The sequence below is a fragment of the Streptomyces sp. NBC_00669 genome (assembly GCF_036226785.1).
Lineage (GTDB): Bacteria > Actinomycetota > Actinomycetes > Streptomycetales > Streptomycetaceae > Actinacidiphila.
The window spans coordinates 6,768,060-6,793,565 of record NZ_CP109018.1 but is presented as its reverse complement, the minus strand read 5'-3'; the positions used below and the strand labels follow the sequence as shown (position 1 = coordinate 6,793,565).

Sequence of the window (25,506 nt, the reverse complement as noted above, 5' to 3'; positions counted from 1 at the left end):
ATGCACACCGATCGCACCACCTGTCCTCGCCCGCCGAGGGTCAACGTCCACCATCCGATCGTTCAATCGATGAGAGCTGGGACTCAGATGGGATCTGGAAAGACGGGTATGGGGCGCCGAGCGTTCCTGGTGGCCGGCGCGGCCACCGCCGGCGCCGCACTGCTGCCCACCCCCTCCTTCGCCGTGGCCGCCGCCGCCGACGGCAAGAAGGGCGTGATGCTGATGAACCGCATCGCGCCGTCGAAGTCGACCCTGTACATCGCGAACGCCGACGGCTCCAACGAGCGCCGGCTGCTGTCGGCCACCGACGCGGCGTTCGATCGGCACGCCAACTACTCGCCCGACGGCAAGACGATCCACTTCACCTCGGAGCGGTCCGGGGACGGCAACGCGAACATCTACTCGGCGAGCCTCAACGGCTCGGGCCAGGGCGTCGGCGTCACCTCGGTGATCGGCGGTCCGGCGGTGTACGACAGCGCCACCCTGTCGCCGGACAAGCGCACCCTCGCCTTCTCCTCCACCCGCTCCGCGGACCACCTGTCGCAGATCTGGCTGATGGACACCAAGACCGGCGGGCTCACCAACCTCAGCGGAACCGCCGCGCTGGCCGGTGACCCCAGCAGCCCCGACGGGCACTTCCGCCCGGTCTGGTCGCCCGACGGCCAGTGGATCGCGTTCTCCAGCGACCGCAACACGCAGTGGACGGGCCACGACAACGGCAACGGCTGGGAGCACACCCAGGAACTGAGCATCTACGTCATCAAGCCCGACGGCACCGGCTTCCGGCAGCTCGCGACCAAGCCGGGATACTGCCTGGGCTCGCCCAAGTGGTCCCCGGACGGGCAGCGGATCGTCTACTACGAGATGACCGTGCAGAACACCTGGGACGCCCACCGCCCGGAGGACATCGGGATCGCCGAGTCGCAGATCGTCTCGGTCGACTTCGCCACCGGCACCGACCGCGTCGAGCACACCTCCGGCGCCAACCTGAAGGTCTCGCCGCAGTACGTCACCAACACCGAGATCGGCTACCTGCTCAAGAACGGTGCGGACGAGGGCCTGGTCTACGTCAACGGCTCGATCCCCGATCTCACCCGCGCCGGGGTGCGTTCGCCGTGCTGGTCGCCGGACGGCAAGTCGGTGGTCTACGAGAAGCAGGACTTCACCGTCCGGCCGCTCGACGCAGCCCTCTACAGCTGGGACGCGGACTGGGACTACCGCTTCTGCGACGTCTTCCCGGCCCTGTCGCTCCAGGGCAGGCTGGCGATCACCCAGAAGCAGCTCGGCGCGGCCATGTCCGACGTCGTCACCATGAACCCGGACGGCAGCGACCAGAAGGTGGTCTTCGACACCACCACCTCGGGCCTGGACCAGACGCTGGTCGCCGAGGGCCTGGCCGGCGCGTTCCGGCCGACCTGGTCACCGGACGGCGGGTGGATCGCGTTCGGCCTGGGCGGCTGGTTCCAGGAGCGCGCCGTCATGACGGCCGCGATCTGGCGGGTCCGCAGCGACGGCACGGGCGCGGAAGCCCTCACCGACAACTCCACCAACTCCGGCTTCCCGAGCTACTCGGCCGACGGGACCAGACTCGTCTACCGGGTGTGGGGCGCGCAGAACGGCCTGCGCGTCCTGGACCTCACCACCATGACGACCACCGTCCTCACCACCGGGTCCGACAACCTGCCCGACTGGTCCCCCGACGGCAGCCTCATCCTGTTCACCCGCAAGACCGCGCCGACCAACTTCGACGTCTGCACCGTCAAGCCCGACGGCACCGGCCTGAAAGTCCTCACCAGCAGCGGCGCCAACGACGGCCACGCGGTCTGGAACGCCGACGGACGCATCCTCTACAACACCGGGATGTACGGCTTCCGGGAGGAGGCCGCGCTGTACGACAACACCTTCCAGCCGTACGGCATGGTCATGGTCATGAACGCCGACGGCTCCGGCAAGACGATGCTGACCGACAGCCAGTGGGAGGACTCGATGCCGCTCTACCTCCCGCAGGCGGTTCTCACCGGCGGCGGCCACGCGCACCGCCCGGCCGGCCGCGGCTGACCCGGGACCGGCGAACGAACCGGTGAACCGGCGGCCAGGAGCGGGCCGGTCGCCGGACGCGGATCAGTCCGTGTTCGGGTGCACGACCTGCCACTCCTGGTCGTCGGTGTCGGTGCAGTTGAAGAGGGTCAGCTTGGTGTTGTCGCCGCCGGTGCTGTCGCCGGACACGTCCAGGCACTTGTTGTCGCTGGCGTAGTTGCGAATCCAGTACGCGCCGTCGGGCTGCTTGTCGATCCACCACAGCTGGTTGTCGGCGGTGGTGCCGTTGCAGGCGTACTCGGAGATGGGGGTGGTGATCGGCTCCGCACCGAGGTTCGGCAGGTCCATGCAGAGCCGGTCCTTGTCGTTGCGGATCTGGAACAGCTGGGTGCCGCCGGGGCCGAGCGTGGGGTACCGCACCTCCAGGTCCCACAGCTGGTTGTCCGTGTCGTCGCCGATGCAGGTGAACTCGTTGACCGGGCCGCCGGACTGGCCGTTGTCGGCGCCGGGGATGTCGGCGCACTTGTTGGTGGTGGTGTTCCGCAGCAGCACCCTGGTGGCCGGCACCGGACTCTTCGGCTTCTTCTTGGCCGGGGCGCCGCCGCCCCCGCCGCCGCCCGCGGGCGGGCTGGTCGTCGGGGCCTGGGAGGTGGGCGGCGTGGTGACCGGGGTGGTGGGCGCCGGCGGCGAGGGGGTCAGCGTGGCGAAGCCGGCCGGGTTGACCTTCGCCGTCGCGAGCGAGCCGACCGCGGGCTTGTGGGTCAGCCAGATCATCGTGAAGGCGACCGCGAGACCGAGCAGCGCGCAGAAGGCGGCGGCGATCCAGCGTGGCAGGAAGCCGCGCTGCACGTACCTCCCGTCGACGCTGAGCGGCGTCGCCCCGGACCTCGACACGTCCAGCGTGTACGGGCGTTGCTGGCTGGAGCCGAACCAGATCATCTGCCGCGGCCTGAGCGTCGCCTTCACGAACACCGCCCGCCCCGGCTCGATCTGGACGTTGGCCGGGTGGATGTCGTACGCGAGCTGGTCGCCGTTGTCGGTGCCCCTGATCGAGGCGGTGAGCTTGGTGTTGCCGATGTTGTCGACCGCGAGTTTGGGCCTGCCGCGGAAGCGGCCCTTCACGGTCGGCGGCACGATCTCGGCGCGGACCTCGGTGAACGGCGTGATGGTGAGGTTGCCTTCGGGAACCGTGGTGGCCTCGGGGCTCTCGGTGGGGACGACCCGGATCGCGTACGGGTTCGGGCCCGCCGTGGCGTCCGGGGTGCGCGGCGGCGTGAAGGTCAGCAGGATCGAGTCCGTGGTGCCCGGGTAGAGCCGCAGCACCTGCGGTTCCACCTGGACCCAGGGGGCGATGCTCCCGACGGGCTCGAAACGGTACTCGTCCACCACGTCGCCGGTGTTGCGCACCCGCAGTCGTACGGTGGTGCTCCCGCCGGGATCGACGGTCGCCGACGCGGGTTCCAAAGAGGTCCAAAGGCTCACTTGTCCACCCTAGGATCAGCCGGCCCCCTCGTCAGCGGCCCCATGGGCAGTAATCCGCAGTCGCGGGGGCGAAGACGTTGCCCTTCCGTCCGCCCGGCAACTCCCTCCGGCTCCACCGGCCTTGTCACGTGGGGGAACGCGGGGTGGAAGGCTCCCCGGAGCCCGGCCGGCGCGGGCCGCCCGCGAAGGCGACGATCTCGTCGAGCCCGGGCGCGTATCCGTCCGTGGTGTCCACCTCGATCCAGGGCACGTCCAGGGCGACCCGGTCGAACGCGTCGTGCCGGACCGCGTGCGCCGCCGGGTCCTGCGGCGGGCCGCTCTCGTGGGCGCGCCGTACCGGATTCGCCGCGAGCCGCAGGCGGGTGCGCTCCAGCGCCACGTCCGCGCGGACCGTGCAGTGGACCACGCGGACGTCGGCCGTCGTCAGCAGCGGCGTCAGGCCGGGCCGCCACAGACGGTCCTGGTACGCCGCCTCCGCGACGGTCGTCACCCCGGCCCGCAGCAGCAGTTCGAGCACGCCGAAGAACGCCGGCAGCGTGCGCGTGTTCAACTCGTCCGCCGGGCCGGGCACATGACCGGGGGTGGCGTGCACCATGCCTTCCTTGATCTCGTCGCGGCAGACGGCCGGGCACCCCACCGCGCGGGCGATCGCGTGCGCGAGCGTGGTCTTGCCGGCTCCGGGCGGACCGCTGACGACGATCAGCGTCGGGAGGGCGGCGGGAGGCGGCGCGGGGGCAGGGGGCGGCGCGGGCACGGGAGGCGTGGGAGGTGTGGGAGGTGTGGGCACCCGCTCAGGGATAGCAGACGGGGCGGGCGGGCCGGACCGAAACGGGCCGGGCCGGCTCGGATCGGGCGGGCCGGATCGGATCGGATCGGATCGGATCGGGTGGATCGGATCGGGCGGGGTCCGCTCAGGTCGCGGGGTCCGCTCAGGTCAGCAGGCTGACGAGGCGGTCGCGGATCTCGTCCTTGCCCGACACCGGCTTCGGCTCCAGCTTGTCGTCGTGCGCCGGGTCCCGGGTCAGGAGGTGCAGCCGGCCGCCCTTGCGGGCGAGCACCAGGTCGGTGCTGGCGCCCGCGATCTCGGCGGACCCCTCGGCGGTGTACTCCACGAGCGTGAGCAGCGCGGCCCGCTCCGCCCCGGCGAGCAGGTCGTCGGCGCCGAGGTCCGGATCGGGCTCGGCCGACTGCCCGCGGGGCAGCCAGTCCACGAGGATGCGCACCGCCTCTTCGAGCTTGTAGAGCCCGATCTGGTGCACGCCGAGCGCGTCGATCCGCACCATCAGGCAGATCCGCTCGGGCTGCGGGAGCAGCAGGATGCGCCACGGCTCCCCCGCGACGGTGCCGGTCGTACGGGCGTCGAGCACCCGGCGGGCCCGCTGCTGGAACGCCACCGCGATGCCCAGGTCCCCGCGGACCTGGACCCGCTCGCCGTCACCGGCCAGCAGCAGTTCGCGCGCGGCCAGGGAGCGGACAGCCTCGGCCAGTTCGTCGTCCGAGGGCCGGGCCTCCAGGAAGTCCACGACCGCGTCCACGGCGGTCAGTTCGGCGATCGTGTACGCACCGAGCAGCACCGGCCCGGTGTTCACCAGGCTCACCACGGCCGACACCAGGCCGGACGGGACGGACGCCTCGCCGGGTCCGGGCGAGGCCGGGGCGCTCGGGTCTCCGGGGGCGCCCGGGTCGCCGACCGGGTCCGGTTCCCCGGCCGGGTTCGGGGGGCCGGTGGGCGGGAGGTCGTCGCGGTCGTCGCTCATGAGGGCCCTCCTGTCCGCCACGTGCTCCGCGCGGGCGGCTCGTGCGTCTCGCGGAGCACCCGGGCCGCGTCCCGCGACGGCGCCTGGGTGACCCACACCTCGGAGTTGCCGAACAGCCCGCGCCCGCCCCGGCCGGTCAGCGCCTGGCCCAGCTCGCCGCTGAGGTCCGGCCGGTCCGGCGGCGGGAAGTGGGCCGCCAGCTCCTTCGACACGGCGGTGACGTCGTCGCTCTGCTCGATCCTGCGCAGCGTCCGCGTGAGCGTCCGCGCGACCGGCGGGGTGAGCGTGGTGGGCACGGCCACCACCGGCGAGAGGTACATCGGGTGCCGCTCGGTCATCCGCGACAGGCCCCAGGGGCCGACGTTGCTGCCCGTGAAGCGGTACTGGACGTAGTCCATCAGGTGCCGCAGGTCGTCCAGGCTGGGCTTCTTGCTGCCGCCGAACGCGGCCGGGGTCTTCTCCAGCTGCACCCAGGTGCCGTTCACGGTACGGCCGTGCAGCTTCTCCCGGACGACGTGGCCGCGCATCCCGAAGTCGGGGTAGACCTTCTTGTCGATGTCGCGGTGGTGGCTGGACAGCCGCGCGTGGTTGCCCTTGCCGGCCCGCCACTTCTCGTACAGTTCCGGGTCGTCGACCAGCACGTGGCCGCCGCGCAGCACGTCGCGCAGCTGCGGCACCTGGAGGCCGTGCTGCTCCAGGTCGTCGAGGATCACCGCCTCCTCGGGGCTGAGCCGGCCGGCCGCCTTCACCAGGCCCCTGCGGTACTCGCCCGCCCGCGCGGTGATCTCGATCATGAGCCGGACCCTGCGGCGCATCTGTTCGACCAGCGCGTCGGCGGCGGCGCCCCCGGCGGGGGCGTCCGCGGTACCGGCGGCCCGTCCTCCGTGCGCGGTGAAGGCCTGCCTGAGCTTGCGCTTCATCTGGCCAGTACAGCACGACAACCCGCACCTCGCAGAGGTTGCGGGCGGGGCCGCCGGCGCTATGCTGCGGCGCTCGCCACCACCCGGCGGCAGCCGTGATTACCCTGGGTAACCCCGATGTCACCACGGTCGGCCCGCGCCGATGCCCGTCGCCGCCCGCCGCAACGCCGCCCGCGACGCCCGCGCCGCCCGCGCCTCCCATTCCGCCGGCGACGCCCGCGCCGCTCGCCGCCGGCGCCCTGGCGTGATCCAGCTCACAGCACCCGGCCGCCCTCGCACCCAACTACCGCGAGGCGCAAGGGCGTTGCCGCGCACCGTCAAGCGGACCCCAAGAACTGCTTTGAATGTCCCAAAGCCACCGTGTTAACTGTCGGGCGTGAAGATATCCGTGCACCCTGAACATGGCATGAGCACTCCGCTCGTGTCGCGTCTGCACGTCGATCTCTGCCGCTGCATGTCCGCGGTCTGTCGCCGCACCACCTGAACCTCCCCGGCGCCACACCCGCGCAGCAGCGCATCCCCTCGCCCTCCCCCGCCCCGGCCGCACCCGTGCGCGCCGGCCCGCGGTCCGGCGGGCACCCGCTCCCGCACGCGTGGCGGCCGGCCCCTTCCGTCCCCATCCCCACGCCATGTCAGGAGTGCGTTCGTGTCCGCGAACACCGCCGCCGGCAGCACCGGTCCGGCCGGACCCCGCAGCCGTTCCCTGCCCAAGGTCCCGTTCTGGGCCCAGATAGTCACCGGCCTCGTCCTCGGGGCCCTGCTCGGCTGGCTCGCCCGCGGCCAGGACATCAGCTGGCTCACCACCACGCTCGACAAGATCGGCAGCCTCTTCATCCAGCTGCTGAAGCTCGCGGTGGGACCGCTGGTCTTCTTCGCGATCCTGGTGTCGATCACCAACCTGCGCAAGGTCAACAACGCGGCCCGGCTGGCCGCCAGGACGCTGCTCTGGTTCATGATCATGTCGCTGATCGCGGTCGCCATCGGCATCGCGATCGGCCTGATCACCAACCCCGGCTCCGGCACCGGCCTCACCGCCAAGGACGGCAAGCTGCCGCAGCACTCGGGCTCCTGGATCGACTTCCTCACCGGCATCATCCCGACCGACGTCATCACGCCCTTCACCGAGCTGAACGTCCTGCAGATCGTGTTCATGGCGGTGATCGCCGGCATCGCGGTGCTGAAGGTCGGCGAGCGGGCCAAGCCCGTCCTGACCCTGAGCGAGGTCGTCCTCGAACTGCTGCAGACCGCCCTGTGGTGGGTCATCCGGCTCGCGCCCCTGGGCACCGTCGGCCTGATCGGCTACGCCATCGCCTCCTACGGCTGGGACCTGATCGGCAAGTACGCGACGTTCACCGCCGACGTGTACGTGGGCTGCGCGCTGGTCCTGTTCGGCGTCTACCCGCTGCTGCTCGCGACGGTCGCCAAGGTCAACCCGCTGCAGTTCTTCAAGGGCGCCTGGCCCGCGATCCAGCTGGCGTTCGTGTCCCGCTCCTCGGTGGGCACCCTGCCGGTGACGCAGAAGTCGGCGGAGCGGCTCGGCGTGCCGAAGACGTACACCTCCTTCGCGGTGCCGTTCGGCTCGACCACCAAGATGGACGGCTGCGCGTCGATCTACCCGGCGATCGCGTCGATCTTCGTGGCGCAGATCTTCGACGTGCACCTCGGCGTGCAGGACTACGTGCTGATCGCGTTCGTCTCGGTGGTCGGCTCCGCGGCGACGGCCGGCCTCACCGGCGCGACCATCATGCTGACGCTGACCCTCTCCACGCTCGGCCTGCCGCTGGAAGGCGTGGGCCTGCTGCTGGCGATCGACCCGATCCTGGACATGATGCGCACCGCCACGAACGTGGCGGGCCAGATCGTGGCGCCGATCATCGTCGCCGCGCAGGAGGGCATCCTCGACCGCGAGGCGTTCGACTCGGCCACCGCGTCCCCGGTCGACGACATCCGCCACGACCAGGACCAGGACCAGCCCCTGGACCGCGAACTGACCGCGGCCGTCTAGCAGCCGCGGCGGCGGATCTTCGCGGAACGCGGCGACGGGCCCGCTCTCCCGACAGGGGGAGAGCGGGCCCGTCGGCGTTGCGGCGCTACTTGCCGGTCTTGGCCTCGTAGGCGGTCAGCACGTCCTCGGTCGGACCGTCCATCAGCATCACCCCGTGCTCCAACCAGATCACCCGCTCACAGGTGTCCCGGATCGACGCGTTGCTGTGACTGACCAGGAAGACCGTGCCCGCCTCCTTCCGCAACTCCCGAATACGCGACTCCGACCGCTTCTGGAACGCCCGGTCACCCGTCGCCAGCGCCTCGTCGATCATCAGCACATCGTGATCCTTCGCCGCCGCGATCGAGAACCGCAACCGCGCCGCCATACCCGACGAATACGTCCGCATCGGCAACGAGATGAAATCACCCTTCTCGTTGATCCCCGAGAAGTCCACGATCCCCTTGTACCGCGACCGCACCTCATCCCGCGACATCCCCATCGCCAACCCGCCCAGGATCACATTCGTCCCCCCGGTCAGATCGTTCATCAACGCCGCGTTCACCCCCAGCAACGACGGCTGCCCATCCGTGTAGATCCGCCCCGACTCCGGCGGCAACAACCCCGCGATCGCCCGCAACAACGTCGACTTCCCCGAACCGTTCGACCCGATGATCCCGATCGCCTCACCGCGATACGCCGTGAAACTCACGTTCTTCACCGCATGCACCCGCCGCACGTTCGACGACCGCCGCTTCTTCGACAGCATCCGCCCCAACGCCGCCGAAGCACTCCCCTTGCCCGTCCCCGCCCCGTACACCGTGTAGACGATGTTCACGTCCTCCACGATCACCGTCGGCACCATCGGACGACTCACCTGCACCGGCGGCAGCGCCGGCTGCTCAGCCACGGCCATAGGACTCTTCCGCCTTCCAGAAGTAGATGTACCCGCCCACCCCGACGACCAGCGACCACACCACCGCCATCGCCCACACATGCCGCGGCATCTGCGCCGCCGTCACACTGTCGATCAACGCGAACCGCATCAGATCGATATAGATCGCCGCCGGATTCACATCCAGCAGAATCCGCAGAATATGCGGCGCCGTCGTCGTCAGCTTCGTGATGGAGTACATCACCCCCGACATGTACATCCACGTCCGCAACATGAACGGCATCAACTGCGACAAGTCCGTCATCTTGCTGCCCAACCGCGCCACGATCAACGCCAACCCGGTATTGAACACCCACTGGCACAACAACGCCGGGAACATCAGCAACCACGACATGTCCGGCACCTCGCCGGTCATCAACACGATCGCCAACAACACGAACATCGACATCATCAACTGCTGCAACTGCATCAACGTGAACGCGATCGGCATCGACGCCCGCGGAAAATGCAACGCCCGGATCAACCCCAGATTCCCCGAGATCGACTTCACCCCGCTCAACACCGACGACTGCGTGAACGTGAAGATGAAGACACCCGTCACCAGGAACGCGATGAAGTTGTCGATACCCCGATGCGTACCGATCAGGATGCCGAAGATCAGGTAGTACACCGCCGCATTCAGCAACGGCGTCATCACCTGCCACAGCTGACCCAACCGCGCCTGCGTGTACTGCGCCGCCGTCCGCGCCTTCGCGAACTCGTTGATGAAATGTCGACGACCCCACAACTGACGGGTGTAAGCCACCAGACCAGGCCGAGCACCACTGACCGACAAGCCGTACATCGCGGCGAGTTCGGAGGGGCTCATGGCGTGGGCCGGTGGTTCGTGCACGGGGGCGAGGCGCTGTGTCATGGAGGGCGCTTTCAACCGGAGGAGCGAATCGCCGGACCCCCGCCGACGTGTCGCGGGTGGTGTGGCGCACGCGGGACGGAACGAAGGGAAACCGAACGAAACGAGACACAACGGAACGGCACCGTTCCGTCGCACCACAGACTCTAGGCGACCGTCACAACGGAACGCAACCGTTCCGTCGTGACGCTATGCTCGGGGCATGGAACCCAAGCCCCGTCGTCAACCAGCCGGCGCCGCCGTGCTCCGCGAGGGGGTGACGGACGCCATCCGCGCCGCTGTCTTCGACGAGCTGGCCGCCGTGGGCTACGGGCGGATGTCGATCGAGCGGATCGCCCGCCGGGCCGGGGTCGGCAAGGCCGCGATCTACCGGCGCTGGCCCTCGAAGCTGCCGATCGTCCTCGACGTGGTGTCCGCCCTCGCGGTGCACGGCATGCCCGCGCCCGACACCGGGACGCTGCGGGGCGACGTACGGGAGCTGCTGGAGGTCACCGCGCGGCTGCTGGAGCACCCGCTCGCCGCCCAGATCGTCCCCGACCTGCTCGCGGAGGCCGCCCGCAACCCCGACATCGCGCACGCCGCGCACGCCGCCATGCGCGACACCCAGCGCGCGGTCGCGGCCGCCGTCGTCGGCAACGCGATCAAGCGCGGCGAACTCGCCCCCGACACGGACGTGGACCTCGCGCTCGACCTCGTCATCGGCCCGGTGTACTGGCGGCTGGTGATGGTCCGCACCGACCGCCCGGCCGGCTACCTCGACGCGCTCGCGGCCGCCGCCGCGGCGGGCCTGTCCGCCACCCGCCTCCCCTGACGGGGGCGGGGCCAGGCGGGACGGGCCGGCGGGCCGGCTCTGGCGGGCGGCGGGTCGGTGGACGGCGGGCCGGCTCTGGCGGGCGGCGGGCCGGCTCTGGCGGGTCGGTGGACGGCGGGTCGGTGGACGGCGTGCCGCAGGTCGGTCCCCGCGGCGCTGTTCCCCTCGGCGGCCGACGCCGCGACCGAACCGGAGAAGGTCAGCGCCCGGTCGCTCCTCCTCACCGGCGGCGACCAGCGGCTGCTGTCCGCCGCCGAGACCGAGGAGTTCACCGCAACGCCACGGCTCGCCCCGGACCCTCGACATGCCACCGGGCACCGGCCCCCGCGGTCGCGCTCGCTCGTAGGCTGGCGGTCGTGCGGGGACTGGTGACGAGCAGCGCGGACGAGATGATCGCCTGCTTCCTGAGCGGGGAGTTGTCCAGCCGGAGGTTCGGCCCGGACCTGCGGTCCCGCCTGGCGGCGGCCGGGCAGAGCGAGAGGCTGCTCACGCGTCCGGACCTCTCCGACGCCCGGGCGAACCTCGCGCGTCGCGATCTGCTCGCCGCGACACGCGGGTACGGCGAGAACCGCGGGCTGTTCGAGAACTTCCCCGTCGGCGTCACATGGACCAGGGCGGTCCTGTCCCCCGCCGAGGCAGCCGCGGTGCGCTACCTCGACTACTCCTACTGGGTCGAGCTGTCGGGCGGCAGCCGCCGGCCGGCCGACGCCGCCGCCCGCGTCACCGCGGGGCTGCGGGCGTTCGACGTGTCCAACGAGCCGTTCCTCGACGCGGCCCGCGCGCTCACGCGAGGCGCGTCGTTCCCTCCCGTCGTCCTGGTCGGCGTGCGGCAGGACGACCTGGTCTGCCTGGAGGGCCACCTGCGCCTGACCGCCCACGCCCTCGCCGGCTTCCCGTCCGACGTCGAGTGCCTGATCGGCACCGCGCCGGACATGGGCCGCTGGGCGCGGTAGTCCGCGCCGGCGGAAGCGCCGGGCCCAGCGCACCTCCCCCGTCGAAGGCACCGGGGGGAAGGGGCCGCGCGGCGACGCCCTACCGGAGGGCGGTCGCCTCGCGCAGCTCGTCCGCGGTCGGCGGCTGGGCGCCGGGGCGGGTCGTGGCGAGCGCGCCGGCCACCACGCATGCGCGCAGCACGCGTTCCAGCTCGCGCGGCCCGGACGGCAGCCGTACCCCGGTCGAACCGTCGGGGTGCGGGCCGAACAGGCCGGCCAGCAGGGCGGATTGGAAGGCGTCGCCGGCGCCGATGGTGTCGGCGACCGTCACCTCCGGCGCGGGCACGGAGACCTCGGCCGCAGGGGTGAACCCGGTGGCGCCCGCCGCGCCGCGGGTCAGCACCACCAGGCGCGGCCCGTGGCCGAGCAGCGCGCGGGCGGAGACCGCCGGGTCCTGGTCCGGCCACAGCCAGCCGAGGTCCTCGTCGCTGGCCTTGACCACGTCGGCGACCGCGGCGAGCCGCTCCACCGCCGTGCGGTAGGCGGCGCGGTCCGGCTGCACGGCGGGACGGACGTTGAGGTCCACCGCGACCGCGCGTCCCGGCCGGCCGTGCACGTCCCGGCAGGCGGCCAGCACCTGTTCCGCGCCGGGCTCGACCACGACGGCCAGCGAGCCGGTGTGCAGCAGCGCGGTGTCCTCCCCCACCGGGATGCTCTCCGGCGCCCAGGAGGCGAGGAAGTCGTACGTCGCCGACCCGCTCGCCGCGTCCACGTACGCCAGCGCGACCGTGGTGCGGCCGTCGGCGGCCGGCGCGCGGCGCACGTCCAGGCCGGTGCCGGTCAGGTACCGCGCCACCAGGACGCCAGGCGGGTCGTCGCCCCAGCAGGTGATCAGCGCGACCGGGCGGCCGAGCCGGTGCAGGCCGATGGCCACGTTGGCGGGGCTGCCGCCGGGCGCCGGGCGGACGGTGTCGGCCCCGGTCCGCCACACCAGGTCGACGAGGCTCTCGCCCACCACGATGATCCGGCCGTCGGTGGTCGTGTCGGTGGTCATGATGTCCTCCTGCTTCCGGCGCCGGTCTCCGTGATCCGCCGCGCGTCCAACTGCCGTACCCGGGTGTCGAAGGCGGCGCCGCCCTCTCCCGCCGTACGCGCCTGGAGCCGCCAGGGCCCCTCGCCCACAGGGTAGAAGCGCAAGGTGAGCGCCTCCCCGGTGGCCGGCAGGAACACCTCGCAGGGAATTCGGGGGCGCTGGGTGCCGCCGGACACGGAGGGGGGCCGGTGCCGGGGTCGTCGCCCGGCACCGGCCCGAAGGCACCCTGCCTCACCCGCCGGGGGTTCCCGGCGAACTCCGTTGCCGTTGATTCCCGTTGGCGCGGCGCGGTCGGGTTCCGGCCGCGCCAGCCTGGCCGGCCACCCGTGCCGGCGCCGCGCCGACAGGCCGGCGGCGGGGTCTAACGCTGCGCCAGATCCTTGTCCGTGATCGGCCGGACCGCCCGGCAGGGCGAGCCGAAGGCGACCACCATCGGCGGGACGTCGTGGGTCACGACGCTGCCGGCGCCGACCACGGAGCCGTGGCCGATCGTCACGCCGGGCAGCACCACGACGTTGCTGCCGATCCACACCTTGTCCTCGATCGTCACCGGCTTGGAGAACCGGTTGTAGTCGTGCCGCAGGTCGGGGTGGATCGGGTGGCCGGTGGTGGTGACGGTGACGTTCGGGGCGATCATGACGCCGTTGCCGATGCGGATCTCGACGTCATCGATGAGGGAGAGGTTGAAGTTGCCGTAGAAGTCGTCCCCGATGTGGACGTTGCTGCCGTATGCCGCCTGGAAGGTGGGGGCGATGAAGCTCCGCTCGCCGACCGATCCCAGAATCCGGCCGAGCAGTTCGGCCCGCCGCTCCGGCTCGGAGGGCGCGGTCAGGTTGTACTCGTACAACAGCTCCGTACGGCGCTGCCCTGCCATGAACATCGCGTCACTCTCGGTGTAGAGCAGGCCTTGCGCGATGCGCTTCCTGGCGTCGGTGTGTGCGTCCCCGCGGTCGGCGCCGCGGTCGGTCCCGTGGTCGGCCCCGTGGTCGGCCACCCGCTGTATCCCGCGCTCGTCCACGCGCTCCTCCATCTGCTGCTCCTCCTCGACTCCCGGGTGTACACCGATCCTCGCGCACCGGGGAGCCGCGGGCTCACTCTTCGGGCCGGTCGACACGGATGAGGGTCTGCTGCCCGTTCGCGACGAGCCTGCGGCCGCCGTCCTGGACGCCGAACACCTCCAACTGGCACACGGTGAGGGTGCGGCCGGACTTCAGGACCGTGCCCACCGCTTCGAGGTGGTCGCCGACGGCGGGCGCGAGGAGGTTGATCTTGTACTCGACCGTCAGCACGTCGGAGCTCGCCGGGAACAGCGTCAAGGCCGCGTAGCCCCCGGCGCTGTCCGCCACGGCGCTGGTCGCGCCGGCGTGGAAGTAGCCGTGCTGCTGGGTGAGTTCGGGGCGGCTCGGCAGCACGATGTGCACCCGGCCGGGGGCGATCCGGGTCATCCGCGCACCGAGGTGGTTCATCAGCCCCTGGCGTTCGAAGCTCTCCCGGACCCGCGCCCGCACCTCGGCGCTCGCCTCTTCTTCCGCCCGCACCCGGTCGTCCACGCGCCCTCCTCCGCCGCCGACTCGGCCACCCTCTCACGCCCCGCTCGGGCCGGAACGCCGCGAAACCGCCCGCGCGGGCCCGCCGGCGGGCTCAGGCGGAGGGGCCGGCGGAAGCGCTGGGGGCGGGTGCTGCCGAGGCGCGCCGCAGGACCTCCAGCGCGGGTCCGGCGACCGCGCTCATCCGGCGCTCGCGCAGGTCCAGGACGGGCCCCCGGTTCGACAGGCCGTGCGCGGCCAGCAGGTTCATCAGCGACCAGATCACGTCGGGCCGCCCGGCCAGGGGGAGTTCGCGGCCGTCGGGGGTGATGGCCGCGGCCGCGGTGGTGCCGGCGAGCAGGTTGGTACGGGCCCAGTCGACGTCGTACGAGGAGCCGGTCGGGGCGGCGCGGAGGACCACCTCCCTCGTACGGTGCAGGACCGCCAGGTAGTCCAGCGGCACGGTCAGCCGCCGGGTGACGTCGAACGGCGGTGCGCCGTCGGCGGGTTGGAGCCGCAGCACCGTGTGGAGGACCGGGCCGTGGTCCTGGAAGGTGTGCGTGGCCCGCATCTCCAGGAAGCGGCCCCGGACCAGCACGCCGCCGCGGCGCGACCACCGCCGGGGGACGGACCCGAACGCGGCCGGCGCGCCCGGGAGCCGGTCGACGATCCAGCGCGCCTCCTCGCCCGGTTCGGTCACCGGCGCCCGGTCCTCGGGGAAGGCGCGGTCCTGCTCGGCGACGGCGGCGTAGCGAGCCGCCGTGTGCGGGTCCAGGCGGCGCAGGTCGATGGTGTCACCGACCAGTTCGACTCCTCCCACCGACCGCGAGACGCGCATCTGCCGCAGTTGGCGGACGGGATGGCGGGTCACGTCGGTCACCCGGCCGTCGAGGTCGATCACGCGGCAGGTCCGGGTGCCGGCGAGCAGGGCGCTGCGCGGCCACAGGGGGACGACCGGGCCGTGCGCCCGCAGCTCGGACGGGTGGTCGGACGGGGTCGCGGAGGGGCTGCCTGACGAGTCGACGGGCACGGCCCCGGACCCGGACCCGCCCTCGGACTCGGCCCCGGACCCGCCGTCGGACCCGCCGTCGGACCCGCCCTCGCCGGCCGGTCCGACGAGGACTGCCAGCCGGCCCGCCGTGACCGCCGACAGGAACAGCGCGGGCACCCGCCACTCGCCCGTGATCTCGAACCCGGGGGCGGCGTCGCCCCGTTCGGCCCCTTCGCGTTCCCCGGCCGGCCCGGCCCCGACCGCGCCCTCTGCCCCGTGCACGCGCAGCCGCAGCCGGACCAGCGGCGTGAACTCGTCGGGGGTGTAGTCGCCGTAACACGTGGTGAAGGTCGCTTCGCCCTCGGGTGCGTACCGCACGAGCGACGCCTCCAGGACGTCCGCGCGGACCAGCCGTGCCCGCGGGTGGCCCGTCGGGGAGCGCGGGCCCCAGATCACGAAGGCGTCGTCGGCGCGAGGGGCTCCCGCACCCTTCCCCCGCTCCTTCACCTGGTCCTTCACCCGGTCCCCGCGCGTGATCCGGGGGAAGTCGCCGCGCGCGGCCTTCAGCGCCGCGAACGGGATGCACAGCGTGCAGACCAGCCCCACGACCAACGCGATCCAGGCCCAGCTCTCGCCCTCGTTCCAGGCGCTGTACGCCACGGCGAGCCCGATCGGTCCCGGGAGCAGGCAGAGCGTGGCGATGACCAGATTGCCGGCCACCACTCTGGCGTAACCGCGCACGGCCCCCACCCCACCTCGTCCTGGTACCCGCGGCACGGATCGTGGCCTGGGAACACCGCCGTCGCCCCCATGGTCCCCTCGCCCGCGCCCCGGCACCACCCGTCCGCCGGAACCGGTCCACCCGTCCGCCGGAACCGATCCGCCCGTTCGCCCGGACCGGTCCGCCCGCCGCCCGGCCATCGCGAAGCCCCCTCCTGACCGCGGCCCGCCAACGCCGTACCACCGGCGGGCCCGAAGGGTTCCCTGGTCCGGGGCGCGTTCGCGGGACACAATGGTCCGTCGCCGGACCCGTCCGGCGCGGGGTGGCGGTCCGTGAGGGAGGGCAAGACCTTGGCAGAGCAACCGGTGGCGCTCGACGACCTGCCCGCGATCCGCGGGCCCCGGATGGTCGGGCGGTCGGCGGAACTCGGCCGGGCCGTGAGCGGGCTGACCGCCGGCACCCCCGCGACCGTCTTCATCGAGGGCGAGGCGGGGATCGGCAAGACCCGGCTGCTCCAGGAGGTGCTGGCGACCCCCGCGCTCGACGGAGCGCTCATCGCGACCTGCCCGCCGTTCCGGGAGACGCTCACGCTCGCCCCGGTCGTGGACGCGGTGCGCCAGACCCGCACCGGGGTGGCCGCGATGGGCCTGTCCGCCCTGGCCGGGGCGCTGCGCCCGCTCTTCCCGGAGTGGGCCGACGCCCTGCCGCCCGCGCCCGAGCCGCTCGACGACGCCGGGGCCGCCCGGCACCGCCTCTTCCGCGCCCTGCGGGAACTCCTCGCCGGGTGCGGCACCGCCGTACTGGTCGTGGAGGACGCCCACTGGGCCGACGCGGCCACCCTGGACTTCCTGCTGTTCCTCGCCGCCCGGCCCGCCGCGGAACGGATCAGCCTGGTGCTGACCTACCGCCCGGAGGACGTACCGGCCGGCTCCCCACTGCTGCGCCTGGCCGCCAAACCAGCGCCCGGCACGGTCCACACCCGGATCGTGCTCACCCCGCTCAGCGTCGCCCAGACCGGGCAGTTCGTGTCCTCGATGCTGCACGACGAGCACGTCTCCGACGCGTTCGCGCTGTTCCTGCACACGCACACCTCGGGGCTCCCGCTCGCCCTGGAGGAGTCCGTGCGCCTGCTGGGCGACCGCGCCGACCTGATCCGGCGCGGCGGCGAGTGGCGGCGCAGGACCCTCACCCGGATCGAGGTCCCGCCGACGATCCGCGACGCCGTCCTGGAGCGTGCCGCCCGGCTCGCCCCCGACGACCGCCAGGTGCTGCGCGCCGCCGCCGTCCTCGCCGAACCCGTGCAGCCGGCGGTGCTGGTCACCGTGTCGGGGCTGCCGGACGCCCGCGCCCGTACCGCCCTGGCCGCGGCGGTCCGGGCCAGGGCGCTGGTCGAGGACCCCACCGGACGCGTCCACTTCCGCCATCTGCTGGCCGCCCGCGCGGTCTACGACGACATACCCGGCGGCGAGCGCCGGGCCCTGCACCTGCGCGCCGGCCGGGCCCTGGAGACCCTGTCCCCGGTCCCGATCGCCCGGCTGCCACGGCACTTCGGGGAAGCGGGCGACACCGGCGCCTGGCGGCTCTACACCGAGCGCGCCGCCGACCTCGCCCTCGCCTCGGGCGACCAGCCCGCCGCCGTCACGGCCCTGCACGCGCTGCTGTCGGCCGGCGACCTGCCGGCCGGAGATGTCGCTCGGCTGTGCCGGAAGTTCCCCGTCTTCGCCTTCTCCGGCTACCTCGGCAGCACCGAACTGCTCGGCGTGCTGGGCGCCCTGCTCGACGGCGGTGCGCTGTCCCGGTCCGAACGCGGCCAGGTGCGGGCCCAGTTGGGCCGGATGCTGATGCAGACCGGGCAGTACTCCGCGGGCGTGGCCGAACTGGAGCGCGCCATCGCCGACCTCGACGACCATCCCTACGAGGCCGCCACGGCGATGAGTTCGCTCAGCCGCCCGGCCGGCGCGGACTGGCCGGTCGCCGCCCACCGGCGCTGGCTCGACAAGTCGGTCGAGCTGGTCGAGGTCCGGGTCCCCGCGGACCGCCGGCTGACCTTCCGCGTCGACCGGGTGACCGCCCTGCTGCAGATGGGCGATCCCGACGGATGGGACGTCGCCGCCGGGCTCCCCCAGATCGCGGCCCGCCCGGACGACGAGCTGAGCGTCATCAGGGCCGACCTCAACATCGGTGACGCGGCGGTGCGTTGGGGGTTCTATCCGGAGGCGCGGCGCCGGCTGGACCGGGCCTCGGCGGCGGGCGCGAAGGGCGGGTACCTGCGGATGCGGGACATGGCCCAGGTGACCTCGGCCCACCTCGACTGGTACACCGGCCGCTGGCCGGGCCTGGCCGAACGCGCCGCCGCGCTCGCCGCCATCGAGGAGGAACCGCTGATCGCCCTCGACGGCCTGCTGATCACCGCGCTGCTCACCTCGGCCGCCGCCACCGAGGCCGGCGAACTCGCCGCGGCGGGCGAGCGGTTCGAGCACGTCCTGACCGAGGTGACGCGCCGCGGCATCGTCGACATGGCGCTGGAGCCCGCGGCCGCTCTCGCGGCGCTGCGGCTCGCCGAGGGCCGCGTCGCCGACAGCCTCGCCCTCACCGACGAGGGCATGCGGGTCGTCACCCGCAAGGGGGTCTGGCTGTGGGCCACCGAGATCGCCCCGGTCCGGGTCCAGGCCGTTCTCGCTGCCGGCCGCGCCGACGAGGCCGGCGAACTCGTCACCCGGTACGCCCGAGGGCTGCGCGGCAGCACGTCGCTCACCGCCGAGGCGTCGCTGGCGGCGTGCCGGGCGTGGCTCGCCGAAGCGGGCGAACCCGCCGACCGGGCGGCCGCGCACTGGGAGGCGGTCGCCGCCGCGTGGGACCGGCTGCCGCGGCCCCACGCGGCGCTGCTCGCCCGGGAGCGGCGGGCCGTCGCGCTGGCCGCGGCGGGCCGTGACGGCGAGGCGGCCGACCTGCTCGCCGGCGTCGAGGCCGGGCTGCGGGCCCTGGGCGCCGAGCGCGACGCCCGACGGGTGGCCGCCAGGGAGCGGCAGCCGGCCCGCGGCGGCAGGCGCGGCTACGGCGACCGGCTCTCGCCACGGGAGCTGGAGGTGGTGCGGCTGATGCTGACCGGGCTGTCCACCCCGGACATCGCCAGGTCGCTGTCGCGTTCGCCGCGGACGGTCGCGGCGCAGCTCAACTCGGCGATGCGCAAGTACCAGGTGAAGTCCCGTACCGCCCTGGCGGTCGCCGCGCTCCAGGCCGGCGTCTCCCCCGCGCGGGCCTCCGGGTGAGCCCCGCCGCCCGGCCGGAGCGCTCCGTCCGGCGCGCCGGGCGCCCCTCCTGCCCCGCCCGGATCACCGCCCGGATCACCGCCCGGTAGACGGCGCCAGGGGGCACCTCGCGGGGATGCCCGGGAGCACCTCACGGTGGACGGCCGCGGGCGCCTCGCGGGCGCGGCTCCGGGCGGGCCGCACTCCCCCGCCGCCCCCTGACGTACCGCAGGGCGTCGCGAGAGTGACGCGCGGGGGCAACGCGGCGGAACTTTAGGTCACTTGACGCATCGTGCGGCGGTCACCGCCGTCGCGATACTCACCTGGCGCGCACCGCCCCTCCCGCAACAACCGACGGAGAACACCCCTGTGAGCCGCTCTGGTGAGGACGTCCCGCACGACGGGCACCCGGCCGGACCACACCCCTCGGACGGCGCGACACCGTCCGAGGAGGAGCAGACCGCAACCGCACCACCCCCGCCCCCCGCGGACTCGGACGACGACCCCTTCGGGGGCTACGAACCCCTGTGACCGGGCGACCCGAGATCCCGAACACCGAAAGGCGACCCCCGCGTTGAAACGACCCATACGCCTGACCGGGCACCGCACGAGCAGAGTGGCGGCCCTCGGACTCGCCGCGGCCTGCGGCCTGTTCGTCGTGCCCGCCTCCCACGCCGAGGGAACACCTCCGGCCTCCTTCGTCCGGACCTCCGCCGCCCGGGCCGCCTCGGCGAGTTGCCAGGTGACCCTGCCCGGCGGCCTCAAGGCGACCGTCACCCCCGACGGCGCCCGGCTCACCGACCCGGCCGCCGCCACCGGGCAGACGGTGCTCTCCTTCCGCAGCGGAGGCCACCAGTACCTCATGCCGGCAAGCGCCACCGCCCGGTCCGCGACGAAGGGCCTGGCCGGGTACGACACCACCGCGCTCGCCCAACGCGCCTGCGGTACCGACGCGTTCGCGCCGCCGACCGCTCAGCCGTCGTCGGCCCGCCACGGCTCGTACACCATGGGCCGGCTCACCGCGCACCTGATCGACACGGACGGCAAGCCCACCAACGGCGGTACGCTCCTCCTCGTCAGCGCCGACCGGACCGCCGACACGAACACGTTCTTCGCCGCCTACCGGGGCACGTTGAAGGTCAGCGTGCCCACCGGCCGCTACGAAGCCGTGTACGTGCAGGACAGGCACGTCACCATCGCGCCCGAGGTGACGATCGGCGACGGGACCAGCATCACCCTGGACGCGCGCACCTCGACCCACGAGATCAAGGCGCCGTCCACGCCTCGCCCGACCACGCTCGCCGACAGCGAGTTCGCCCTCTACCGCGGTGACGGCACGCCGGAGGGCGACGCCGACAGCCTGGTCCTCCAGTTCCTCAGCCTGGGCTCCGACCCGCTCGGCGTCACGGTCAACACCACCGCGCCGGTGCGACACGGCCGGTTCGCGGCGGTGGCCACGGCCGATCTCGAAGGGCCCGCCGACGCACCGCGGCCGTACGTGTACCACGTCGCCGACTCCTACGACCACCTGCCGAGTTCGTACCCGACCACGATCGACCCGAAGTCGCTGTCCACGGTCACCCAGACCTTCTCCGCGCCCACCGGGCCGACCGGAACCGACCTGCTGGTCCAGAACGTGACACCCGTATGGGCCGCCACCGCCGGAGTGCGCAGCGCCACCGGGTTCGACTACGTCACGCCCGGCACCACCCTCACCGACTACGTGAGCACGTCCGCCGGCCTCGACTGGCGCACCCAGGTGCAGGACGAGCAGACCAGCCTCCTGCTCACCGGCAAGGACACCGTCCCCCGTGCCGGTTCCCACACCTCCGTGACGTGGGAGGCCGACGCCCCGCGGCCGGGCGTGCAGGTCGACACCGGCAGCAGCGCCGTCTACTGCGGCGCGTGCGCGAACGCGGACACCATGGTCTTCGGCATCGGCGAGGACGGCGACAGCACGCCCGGCACCATGGGCGTGGGCCTCGACGACTCCGGCACCATCACCCTGACCCGGAACGGCACGGTCCAGGCCACCGGCACCGGCAGCCTGTTCGGGACCGCGGTCGATGTCCCGGCCGGCCGGGCCACCTACCGGCTGCGGCAGCAGACCACACGCGTCCACGGCGACCTGTCGCCCAGCACCGACACGACGTGGACCTTCACCGCGGACCCGGGCAAGGGCCGGGCCCTGCCGTCCCGGGTGCCCTGCACCGGACTGACCGGCCCCTGCGCCGCGCTGCCCCTGCTGTTCGCGTCCACCTCCACCGACGCGGACCTCCAGCACCGGCTCACCACCGGCCGGCACAGCGTCGCCCTCGACGTGACGCGTGAGCAGTACTCCTCCAGCGCGCCGGTGACCGGCGCCACCCTCCAGGTGTCGTACGACGGCGGCACGACCTGGCAGGGCCTGCACGTCACCGGTGCCCACGGCGCCTACCGGGCCGCCTACACCGTCCCCGCTTCCGCTTCCGGCGGCACCGTGTCCTTCAAGCTCTCCGCGTGGGACGGCCAGGGCAACCGCATCGACCAGGTCCTGCCGCGCGCCTACCAGGTGCGGTGACCGTGACCACTCCCGCTTCCCAGGAGCCCACTGTGACGAAATCACGCCTCTTCCGGCCGCTGGCCGGCTCGGTCGCGGTCGCCGCGACCGTCCTCGGCCTGCTCGCGGTCGTCTCGCCGTCCTCCTTCGGCGACGACAGCGCCGCCACCTCCGCGGCCGCCACCACCCCGGTGTCCGTCTGTTCCGCCCCGCCGCCCGGCCAACTCGCCTGCCAGGCCGAGGTCATGCCGGACCCGTCGGCCGCGGGGGCGCGGTCGTTCAGCGCCAAGGACGCCACGCTGCCCTCGGGCTACGGCCCGGCCGACATCCAGTCCGCGTACGCCATCGGCTCCGACGTGGCGGCGCACGCCGGCAAGGGCCGCACCGTGGCCGTCGTCGACGCCTACGACGCGCCCACGGTCGAGGCCGACCTCGCCGTCTACCGCGCCACCTACGGGCTGCCGGCCTGCACCACGGCCAACGGCTGCTTCCGCAAGGTCAACCAGCGGGGCGAGGCCGCCCCGCTGCCCGCGGTCAACGCCAGTTGGGCGGTGGAGATCAGCCTGGACGTGGAGGCCGTCTCCGCGGCCTGCCCCGACTGCCGCATCCTGCTGGTCGAGGCCGACATTCCCGGCGGCAGCTACCTCGGCGACGGCGTCGACACGGCGGTGCGGCTGGGCGCCGACGCGGTCTCCAACAGCTACAGCGCGACGGAGACCGACTCCTGGGACAACCTGGCCGCCGCGAAGGACGGCACGCCCGTCGGCGCCTCCTCCTACGTCCACCCCGGCGTGCCGATCCTCGCCGCCTCGGGCGACTCCGGCTACCAACTGGACGCGCCCTACCCGGCGGACCTCACCTCGGTCATCGCGGTCGGCGGCACCTCGCTGAACCGCAGTGACACCGCTCGGGGCTGGACCGAGACCGCGTGGGGGCCGGGCCAGGCCCAGTCGGGGGCCGGCGCGGCCTGCTCGGCCCACGTCGACAAGCCGGCCTGGCAGCACGACACCGCCTGCCCGGGCCGGACCGTCGCCGACATCTCCGCCGTCGCCGACCCGTACACCGGGCTGGCGATCTACGACAGCACCCCGGACCCCGGCGACCAGCTGCCCGGCGGCTGGCTGCACGCCGGCGGCACCAGCGCGGCCACCCCGCTCGTCGCGGCCATGTACGTGATGGCCGGTGCCACGGCGACGGTCGACGACGCCTCGGGCCTGTACGCGCACCCCGGGCGGCTGAACGACGTCGCCGGCGGACGGAACGTCAGCATCCCCGGCAGCGGCCACGAGTGCCCCACCACCAGCTACCTGTGCACGTCCCTCCCGGGCTACGACGCCCCGACCGGCGTCGGCTCGCCCGACGGCCTGGCGTCGCTGCGGTCCTGAGACCCGGCGCGGGCATACGCCGGAGGTGAGGGCTCCGGACGCACCCGGCCCCGGCCACGAAGTCCGTGGCCGGGGCCGGGTCGTGCCCGTCCTCGTGCTCGCGCCCGGAGCCCGTCACGACGTCACGGCGTCACGGCGTCACGGCGTCACGCTGCTCCGGAAGCGGCGCGCAGTTCCCGCTTGAGGACCTTCCCTGCCGCCGACATCGGGAACTGCGCCACGCTCTCCACGCTGCGCGGGCACTTGTAGCCGGCGATCTCCTGCTTGCAGAACTCCTGCAGTTCCTCCGCCGTGAGCGTGGCGCCGGGCACCAGGACGACCATGGCGTGCACCCGCTCCCCCCACTTGGCGTCGGGCAGGCCGATCACCGCGACCTGGGCGACCGCCGGATGCTTCGCGACCACGTTCTCGACCTCGGTCGAGTACACGTTCTCGCCGCCGCTGACGATCATGTCCTTGAGGCGGTCGACTATGTACACGTAGCCGCGTTCGTCCATGTAGCCGACGTCACCGGTGTGCATCCAGCCGTCCCGGACCGCCTCCTGGGTCTCGGCCGGCTTCTTCCAGTACCCCAGCATGACGTGGTCCCCGGCGGCGACGATCTCGCCGATCGTGCCGGGCGGCACCTCCGTGCCCTTCTCGTCCACGATCCGCACCCGGGCGTACGGGGCGGCCCGGCCGACCGACCGGCGCAGCACCGGGTCGTCGTGGTCCTCGTCCAGCAGCAGCGTGGTGGACGGGGACAGTTCGGTCATGCCGTACACCTGGAGGAACTGCGCGGACGGGAAGGCCGCGCGGGCGCGGGTCAGCAGCGTCTCGGAGATCGGGGACGCCCCGTAGGCCAGCAGTTCCAGGCTGCTCAGGTCGTAGGAACCCGCGTCGGGGTGGCTGACGATCGCGTCGATCATCGCCGGCACCAGCAGGGTCTGCTTGGCGCGGTGCTCCTCGATGGTGCGCAGCACCCCGGCCGGGTCGAACATGGCGACCGGCACCGTCGTCATGTCCGCCATCATGCCGACGATCCAGAAGGCGAACCCGGCCAGGTGGAAGGCCGGCGCGGCCAGGATGGACGTGCCGCCGCGCGGGAGGCGGGTGTGCAGCAGGGTGCCCAGGGCGGTGACGAAGAGCTGGCGGTGCCCCAGCATGACGCCCTTCGACACGCCGGTGGTGCCGCCGGTGTAGAAGACGCCGGCCATCGCGTCGCCCTGCCGGTGCACGTCCTCGACCGGTTCGGCGGCCAGCAGTTCGGCCAGCGGCACCAGGCCCTCGGGCGTGGGCTGGTCACCGCAGTGCACGATCGTGCGCAGGCCCGGGGTCCGCTCCCGCAGGGCCGACGCCATCGGCAGGAACGCGTCGTCGAGGAACAGGACGGACACGTCGGCGTCGTCCAGCGCGTACGCGTGCTCCGCCACGCTCCACCGGGTGTTGAGCGGGACGATGGCCGCGTCCGCCCACGCGGTGGCGAGCGCGGCCTGGCAGAACCGGTCGGTGTTCAGCGACAGCAGGCCCACCCGGTCGTCCTTGCGCACACCGAGCCCGATCAGCCCGCCCGCGATACGGCTGACCGCGTCGTAGGTCTCCCGGGCCGTGTACGTGCGCGCGCGGTACGCGGTGAACGGTATGTCGGGCGACTGCCGCACGGCTCGGTGCAACGATTGGGTGAGGTACATGGGTTGCCCTTCGTGACGTCGTTCTCGGTGGCTCGCGGGTTCCGGTCTCCGGCCGCCGTCGAGGGAGTCGAGGGAGTCGAGGGAGAGGTCGGAACCGCCGTGTGATGGCCGCCGGGCAGCGGCGGGCACCCTGGTGCGAGGAGCGGCCTGACGCGACGACCCGGTGAGCCCGCTCCTCGCATCAGGCGCCTGCCGCGCTCGCACCAGGTCGTTACTCCGCCTTGCGCTTCCCGGAGAACTTGAACGTCATGAACGCCGCCTTGACCTTGCCGCTCATGGTGTCGCCGTCCACGGTCCCGGTGGTCTTGACCTTGATCTTGGCCGGGGAGGTGAGTTTGGCGGTGTAGCTGAACTCCGTGCCGTGGATCTCGCCGTCGTCGATCGGGGTGCCGTCGAAGGTCCCGGTCATGGTCGTGCCGTCGGTGCTGAGCACCAGGTCGGCCTGCTTGTCACCGGTAGGACCCTGATACGTGATCGCCCAGGTGCCGTCGACCGTCATGTCATTCCTCCTGCTGATCGCTGATCGCTGCTCGTTACTCGCTGGTCGTTGCTCGCTGCTCGTACCGGACGGTCTGCCCGGCCGCTTCCCTGCTGCTGCCCTCCTG

General features: G+C 72.9%; 20 protein-coding genes. 7 read left to right on the top strand and 13 right to left on the bottom strand.

Annotation, left to right across the window (positions count from 1 at the left end):
* The first annotated feature begins 108 nt into the window (after positions 1-108).
* Positions 109-2,058: a hypothetical protein gene (locus tag OG896_RS28605; protein ID WP_329369939.1), complete on the top strand. Its 1,950-nt coding sequence runs from the start codon at positions 109-111 to the stop codon at positions 2,056-2,058.
* A gap of 63 nt (positions 2,059-2,121) precedes the next feature.
* On the opposite strand, the gene OG896_RS28600 is transcribed toward OG896_RS28605, so the two are convergent.
* From OG896_RS28600 to OG896_RS28585, 4 genes are all read right to left on the bottom strand, one after another.
* Positions 2,122-3,519, bottom strand: a complete 1,398-nt coding sequence (locus OG896_RS28600; protein ID WP_329369938.1) for an RICIN domain-containing protein — start codon at positions 3,517-3,519, stop codon at positions 2,122-2,124.
* Between the two features lie 124 nt (positions 3,520-3,643).
* Positions 3,644-4,273, bottom strand: coding sequence for an AAA family ATPase (locus OG896_RS28595; RefSeq protein ID WP_329369937.1), 630 nt, complete (start codon positions 4,271-4,273; stop codon positions 3,644-3,646).
* A 175-nt stretch (positions 4,274-4,448) separates the two neighbouring features.
* A complete protein-coding gene (locus OG896_RS28590; RefSeq protein WP_329369935.1) occupies positions 4,449-5,276 on the bottom strand; it encodes a collagen-like triple helix repeat-containing protein in 828 nt (275 codons plus the stop codon).
* Positions 5,273-6,196 (bottom strand): hypothetical protein, encoded by a 924-nt coding sequence (locus OG896_RS28585; protein ID WP_329369933.1) that lies wholly within the window; start codon positions 6,194-6,196, stop codon positions 5,273-5,275. Before OG896_RS28585 ends, OG896_RS28590 begins: the two co-directional genes overlap by 4 nt.
* 646 nt (positions 6,197-6,842) lie before the next feature.
* On the opposite strand from OG896_RS28585, the gene OG896_RS28580 reads away from it, so the two are divergent.
* Positions 6,843-8,201 carry a dicarboxylate/amino acid:cation symporter gene (locus OG896_RS28580; RefSeq protein ID WP_329369931.1) on the top strand — a complete coding sequence of 453 codons (1,359 nt, stop codon included), beginning with the start codon at positions 6,843-6,845 and terminating at the stop codon, positions 8,199-8,201.
* An 85-nt stretch (positions 8,202-8,286) separates the two neighbouring features.
* Here the strand turns inward: OG896_RS28580 and OG896_RS28575 are convergent, their stop codons facing one another.
* A complete protein-coding gene (locus OG896_RS28575; protein ID WP_328463468.1) occupies positions 8,287-9,096 on the bottom strand; it encodes an ABC transporter ATP-binding protein in 810 nt (269 codons plus the stop codon).
* Complete coding sequence (locus tag OG896_RS28570; RefSeq protein WP_328463470.1) at positions 9,083-9,988, bottom strand: ABC transporter permease; 906 nt, start codon at positions 9,986-9,988, stop codon at positions 9,083-9,085. Before OG896_RS28570 ends, OG896_RS28575 begins: the two co-directional genes overlap by 14 nt.
* A gap of 199 nt (positions 9,989-10,187) precedes the next feature.
* On the opposite strand from OG896_RS28570, the gene OG896_RS28565 reads away from it, so the two are divergent.
* On the top strand, positions 10,188-10,796 hold the full coding sequence (locus OG896_RS28565) for a TetR/AcrR family transcriptional regulator (protein WP_329369928.1): 609 nt from the start codon (positions 10,188-10,190) through the stop codon (positions 10,794-10,796).
* 356 nt (positions 10,797-11,152) lie between these two features.
* On the top strand, positions 11,153-11,749 hold the full coding sequence (locus OG896_RS28560; RefSeq protein ID WP_329369926.1) for a hypothetical protein: 597 nt from the start codon (positions 11,153-11,155) through the stop codon (positions 11,747-11,749).
* A 79-nt stretch (positions 11,750-11,828) separates the two neighbouring features.
* On the opposite strand, the gene OG896_RS28555 is transcribed toward OG896_RS28560, so the two are convergent.
* From OG896_RS28555 to OG896_RS28535, 5 genes are all read right to left on the bottom strand, one after another.
* The gene (locus tag OG896_RS28555; RefSeq protein ID WP_329369924.1) at positions 11,829-12,782 is read right to left on the bottom strand and encodes a carbohydrate kinase family protein; all 954 of its coding nucleotides are present in this window, start codon (positions 12,780-12,782) and stop codon (positions 11,829-11,831) included.
* Positions 12,779-12,925: a hypothetical protein gene (locus OG896_RS28550; RefSeq protein ID WP_329369923.1), complete on the bottom strand. Its 147-nt coding sequence runs from the start codon at positions 12,923-12,925 to the stop codon at positions 12,779-12,781. Before OG896_RS28550 ends, OG896_RS28555 begins: the two co-directional genes overlap by 4 nt.
* Positions 12,926-13,182: 257 nt before the next feature.
* The gene (locus OG896_RS28545) at positions 13,183-13,851 is read right to left on the bottom strand and encodes a sugar O-acetyltransferase (RefSeq protein ID WP_329369921.1); all 669 of its coding nucleotides are present in this window, start codon (positions 13,849-13,851) and stop codon (positions 13,183-13,185) included.
* Positions 13,852-13,912: 61 nt separating this feature from the next.
* Positions 13,913-14,287: a PaaI family thioesterase gene (locus OG896_RS28540; RefSeq protein ID WP_443057273.1), complete on the bottom strand. Its 375-nt coding sequence runs from the start codon at positions 14,285-14,287 to the stop codon at positions 13,913-13,915.
* A 175-nt stretch (positions 14,288-14,462) separates the two neighbouring features.
* Positions 14,463-16,079, bottom strand: a complete 1,617-nt coding sequence (locus OG896_RS28535) for a hypothetical protein (RefSeq protein ID WP_329369917.1) — start codon at positions 16,077-16,079, stop codon at positions 14,463-14,465.
* Positions 16,080-16,409: 330 nt separating this feature from the next.
* Between OG896_RS28535 and OG896_RS28530 the strand changes: the two genes are divergently transcribed.
* From OG896_RS28530 to OG896_RS28520, 3 genes are all read left to right on the top strand, one after another.
* Positions 16,410-19,328 carry an ATP-binding protein gene (locus OG896_RS28530; RefSeq protein WP_329369915.1) on the top strand — a complete coding sequence of 973 codons (2,919 nt, stop codon included), beginning with the start codon at positions 16,410-16,412 and terminating at the stop codon, positions 19,326-19,328.
* 553 nt (positions 19,329-19,881) lie between these two features.
* Complete coding sequence (locus OG896_RS28525) at positions 19,882-21,867, top strand: hypothetical protein (RefSeq protein WP_329369914.1); 1,986 nt, start codon at positions 19,882-19,884, stop codon at positions 21,865-21,867.
* Positions 21,868-21,899: 32 nt separating this feature from the next.
* On the top strand, positions 21,900-23,231 hold the full coding sequence (locus OG896_RS28520; RefSeq protein WP_329369912.1) for a S53 family peptidase: 1,332 nt from the start codon (positions 21,900-21,902) through the stop codon (positions 23,229-23,231).
* 146 nt (positions 23,232-23,377) lie between these two features.
* On the opposite strand, the gene OG896_RS28515 is transcribed toward OG896_RS28520, so the two are convergent.
* Positions 23,378-24,901 (bottom strand): long-chain-fatty-acid--CoA ligase, encoded by a 1,524-nt coding sequence (locus OG896_RS28515; protein ID WP_329369910.1) that lies wholly within the window; start codon positions 24,899-24,901, stop codon positions 23,378-23,380.
* 211 nt (positions 24,902-25,112) lie between these two features.
* The gene (locus tag OG896_RS28510) at positions 25,113-25,400 is read right to left on the bottom strand and encodes a hypothetical protein (RefSeq protein WP_328463495.1); all 288 of its coding nucleotides are present in this window, start codon (positions 25,398-25,400) and stop codon (positions 25,113-25,115) included.
* Positions 25,401-25,506: the final 106 nt, after the last annotated feature.

What these genes read in the sequence shown, in the direction of transcription:
- OG896_RS28515 (WP_329369910.1), bottom strand. Translation starts at nt 24,901, where the DNA reads ATGTACCTCACCCAATCGTTGCACCGAGCCGTGCGGCAGTCGCCCGAC.
- OG896_RS28585 (WP_329369933.1), bottom strand. Translation starts at nt 6,196, where the DNA reads ATGAAGCGCAAGCTCAGGCAGGCCTTCACCGCGCACGGAGGACGGGCC.
- OG896_RS28545 (WP_329369921.1), bottom strand. Translation starts at nt 13,851, where the DNA reads ATGGAGGAGCGCGTGGACGAGCGCGGGATACAGCGGGTGGCCGACCAC.
- OG896_RS28555 (WP_329369924.1), bottom strand. Translation starts at nt 12,782, where the DNA reads ATGACCACCGACACGACCACCGACGGCCGGATCATCGTGGTGGGCGAG.
- OG896_RS28540 (WP_443057273.1), bottom strand. Translation starts at nt 14,287, where the DNA reads ATGAACCACCTCGGTGCGCGGATGACCCGGATCGCCCCCGGCCGGGTG.
- OG896_RS28510 (WP_328463495.1), bottom strand. Translation starts at nt 25,400, where the DNA reads ATGACGGTCGACGGCACCTGGGCGATCACGTATCAGGGTCCTACCGGT.
- OG896_RS28605 (WP_329369939.1), top strand. Translation starts at nt 109, where the DNA reads ATGGGGCGCCGAGCGTTCCTGGTGGCCGGCGCGGCCACCGCCGGCGCC.
- OG896_RS28570 (WP_328463470.1), bottom strand. Translation starts at nt 9,988, where the DNA reads ATGACACAGCGCCTCGCCCCCGTGCACGAACCACCGGCCCACGCCATG.
- OG896_RS28590 (WP_329369935.1), bottom strand. Translation starts at nt 5,276, where the DNA reads ATGAGCGACGACCGCGACGACCTCCCGCCCACCGGCCCCCCGAACCCG.
- OG896_RS28565 (WP_329369928.1), top strand. Translation starts at nt 10,188, where the DNA reads ATGGAACCCAAGCCCCGTCGTCAACCAGCCGGCGCCGCCGTGCTCCGC.
- OG896_RS28575 (WP_328463468.1), bottom strand. Translation starts at nt 9,096, where the DNA reads ATGGCCGTGGCTGAGCAGCCGGCGCTGCCGCCGGTGCAGGTGAGTCGT.